This is a genomic window from Thermococcus sp. (assembly GCF_027063845.1).
GTDB lineage: Archaea > Methanobacteriota_B > Thermococci > Thermococcales > Thermococcaceae > Thermococcus.
Map to the genome: position 1 here is coordinate 1 of NZ_JAMOQU010000105.1, position 3198 is coordinate 3198.

Annotated in this window: 4 protein-coding genes and 2 tRNA genes; 5 read left to right on the plus strand and 1 reads right to left on the minus strand. The window is 55.6% G+C overall.

The genetic code is table 11. The annotated features are described in order from the left end of the window. Positions 1-81: 81 nt before the first annotated feature. The 3 genes from MVO87_RS08550 to MVO87_RS08560 are packed head-to-tail and all read left to right on the plus strand — an operon-like array spanning position 82 to position 1696. Positions 82-795 carry a phosphoglycolate phosphatase gene (locus MVO87_RS08550; protein WP_297512504.1) on the plus strand — a complete coding sequence of 238 codons (714 nt, stop codon included), beginning with the start codon at positions 82-84 and terminating at the stop codon, positions 793-795. A gap of 1 nt (position 796) precedes the next feature. Further along, the gene (locus MVO87_RS08555) at positions 797-1357 is read left to right on the plus strand and encodes a GNAT family N-acetyltransferase (RefSeq protein WP_297512506.1); all 561 of its coding nucleotides are present in this window, start codon (positions 797-799) and stop codon (positions 1355-1357) included. A 12-nt stretch (positions 1358-1369) separates the two neighbouring features. Next, complete coding sequence (locus tag MVO87_RS08560) at positions 1370-1696, plus strand: hypothetical protein (RefSeq protein WP_297512508.1); 327 nt, start codon at positions 1370-1372, stop codon at positions 1694-1696. On the opposite strand, the gene MVO87_RS08565 is transcribed toward MVO87_RS08560, so the two are convergent. Then, entirely contained in the window at positions 1624-2790 is a 1167-nt protein-coding gene (locus MVO87_RS08565) for a M20 metallopeptidase family protein (RefSeq protein WP_297552891.1), read from the minus strand. The two genes, MVO87_RS08560 and MVO87_RS08565, sit on opposite strands and share 73 nt — an antisense overlap. 113 nt (positions 2791-2903) lie before the next feature. Here MVO87_RS08565 and MVO87_RS08570 point away from each other — a divergent pair. Both MVO87_RS08570 and MVO87_RS08575 read left to right on the plus strand, forming a co-directional pair. Then, positions 2904-2981: transfer RNA gene (locus tag MVO87_RS08570), tRNA-Ala, on the plus strand. Positions 2982-2992: 11 nt separating this feature from the next. Beyond that, positions 2993-3070 (plus strand) — tRNA-Val (locus MVO87_RS08575). Positions 3071-3198: the final 128 nt, after the last annotated feature.

Consider the following 3198-nt stretch of genomic DNA (forward strand, 5'->3'; position numbering starts at 1 on the left):
GTTTTGAGGGAGATTATGAAGGACCATTGATGGGTAGAAAGGCTTATATCGGTCCCATCTTTCCCGTCTTCGGGTGAGAGAATGAGGATTAAGGCTATATCCCTTGACATAGACGGCACGATAACGTATCGCGACAGGACGCTGAGCATCGACGCCCTGAAGGCGATAAGGCTCGCCGAGAAACTTGGCGTTCCGGTCATGCTCGTAACGGGGAACTCCGTTCCATTCGCCGAAGCCGCGGCCGTTTTCATCGGCACCAGCGGGCCGGTCATAGCTGAAGACGGCGGGGCACTCTCGCTGAAAGGTGAGGAGACGATGAGGAAGCGCGTTTTTCTGACCGACATGGACGAGGAGTGGATACTCTGGAGCGAGCTGAAGAAACGCCATCCAGAGGCCCAGCTGAGCTACTCGACGATGGAGCGAAAGGCCGGACTGGTGGTTTTAAGAACCGTTCCCGTCGAGGCGGTGCGGGAAATCATTAAGGAGCTCGGGCTTAACCTAGTAGCGGTTGATTCTGGCTTCGCAATCCACGTGAAGAAACCCTGGATTAACAAGGGGACCGGGATAGAGAAGGCCTGCGAATACCTCGGAATAAAGCCGAAGGAGGTTGCCCACGTCGGCGACGGTGAGAACGACCTCGATGCCTTCAGGGTCGTTGGCTATCGCGTTGCCATCGCTCAGGCCCCTGAGAGCCTCAAGCAGAAAGCTGACTACGTTACCGAGAAGCCCTACGGGGACGGCGGAGCGGAGGCGGTAATGCACATCCTGAAAGAGTTCGGCTACCTGGGGGATTAAGATGCTCGAAGTTCGACCCGCCACGCTGAACGACGTTAGGGGCATCGTTGCCGTTCACACGGCAGGCGAAGACTTTTCCGGCCTTTCCGTCCAGGAGCGCTACTGGAGAGGCGGGCCGTGGATGAGCGTTGAGACTCTCTCGATTCACCTCAACAACCTCCTGCTCGACGACCAGCTCGTGGTCGTTGCTGAACTTGACGGAAAGATCGTCGGCGAGGTGGAGGTTCTGTTCTCAGAGGAGCCAATCAAAGGGGAAATCAGAAGAATCGCTCACATTGACGTCATAGAGGTTCACCCTGATTACAGAAGAACGGGCGTTGGCAGGGCGCTGATGGAGTTCGTCGAGGACATTGCGAGAGAAAGGGAAGCCGAGATGCTCACCGTTCAGCCAGAGGAGGAGGCTAGGGGTTTCTACAAAAAGCTCGGGTTCGAGGAGGTTCTCTACGAGAACTGGGTCGTCGAGGTTGATACTGCGGACTTCGAGGCTAAAGGGATCAAGGCTTTGAAATTCTTCCCATGGGAGACCGTTAGGGAGCTTGAGCTAGTCGCCGGCCGCTTCTAGAGTTCCTACGACATGTGGTTCTCGAGCTTTAAGGACGTCTTCGCCGGCGTTCACGAGCTGGCCGAGGCAGGAACATCGGGAGGCTCATACTACGTTTTAAAGCACCTCCCGGGCAGGCCCGGAAAGGCGAGCCTCTTCCTGTGGGGCAGTTCAAAGGACGTAGAGTCCGCTCTGGGCAGGGCTAAGGAGCTTGGTTTCGAGAAGGTTCTCACGACCCTGGACGAGGAAACCGCTGAAAGGCTCGGGGCAGAAAAGAAGGGGAGGGTTCAAATAATCGGAAAGGGGCTTTGGCGGAGGAACTCCCTCGCGAGTGCAACCTCCATCGCGGTGCCGAGGTGAAGGACGTCCTCGTCGACGTTAAACTTCGGGTGGTGGGCTGGGTAGACGATGCCTTTTTTCTCGTTCCTTATTCCAAGGGTCAGGAAGGCCCCGGGAACGCTCTGAAGGTAGTAGGAGAAGTCCTCGGCGCCCATGCTCGGCTGGACGTCTCCATATCTCAGGCCGTACTTTTTCGCGACCTCTCTGGCAAACTGTGCCATCCTCGGGTCGTTGATGGTCGGGGGTGTAAGGTCGTGCACGCTTAATTCAGCCCCCGCTCCATGCGCCGATGAGATTCCTTCGATGATTTCCTTTATTCGTCTCTTGAGAAGCTCTCCGACCTCGTTTTTGTAGAACCTGAACGTTCCTTTGAGTGAAACTTCCTCGGGGATGACGTTGAAGGTTGTGCCACCGTTTATTGCCGTAACGCTGACAACGGCCATTTCCTTTGGGTCAACGTTCCGGCTCACAACCGTCTGCAGTGCCAGAACTATTTCGGAAGCTATTGGTATGGGGTCGACCGTTTCGTGTGGGCTCGCTCCATGTCCGCCCTTGCCGATTATCTTTGCCTCGAAAAATCCTGCTCCCGCTAAGAACGGTCCCTCGCGGATTCCAATGATTCCGCTTGGCAGGTCCATCCACACGTGGAAGCCGAAGATTGCGTCAACGCCTTTAAGGGCGCCCCCTTCAATCATCTTTAAAGCCCCGTTTCCACCCTCCTCGGCGGGCTGGAAGATTAGCCTTACCCTGCCGTTGAACTCCTCAATGTACTCGGCGATTATCTTTCCCGCTCCAAGGAGCATGGCCGTGTGGGCATCGTGACCGCAGGCGTGCATCTTCCCTGGAACGCGGGACTTGTAGGGAACATCGTTCTCCTCCTGAATCGGCAGTGCGTCCATATCGGCGCGTAACGCTATGGTCTTCTCGCCCTCGCCGATGTCGGCTATGATTCCAGTCCCAACGCGCTTTATCCTGTATCCCCACTCGCGAAGGTGCTCCTCAACAATCTTTGAGGTTCTCTCCTCCTCGTACTTGAGTTCCGGCCACATGTGGAAGTCCCTACGCCAGGCTATTATCTGGTCCTTAATTCTCTCGGCTTCCTCAATTGGATTCATTTCAAATCACCGTTTCATTGTTGGTAGGACTACATATTACCTTTTCGATGGACATCTTATTGACCGTAAAATTTATAAACCCACCCAGGAAGGAGATAACGGCGTCGTCAGGTGGGCCGGTAGCTCAGCCTGGTATGAGCGCCGCCTTGGCAAGGCGGAGGCCCCGGGTTCAAATCCCGGCCGGTCCACCAACATTTGGGCTGGGCCCGTGGTCTAGACTGGTTATGACGCCACCCTGACAAGGTGGAGGTCCGGGGTTCGAATCCCCGCGGGCCCACCAGTTACAAACTTCGCCTGCGCGAAGTTTGACCAAGGTTTGTGATTCTTCTTCAAAAATGCTATTCTAAGAAGTTTGCACTCTCAATTGGAAGTGCTTTCAGAGAGCGCTCCTGCGGAGCGCGAGAAAAA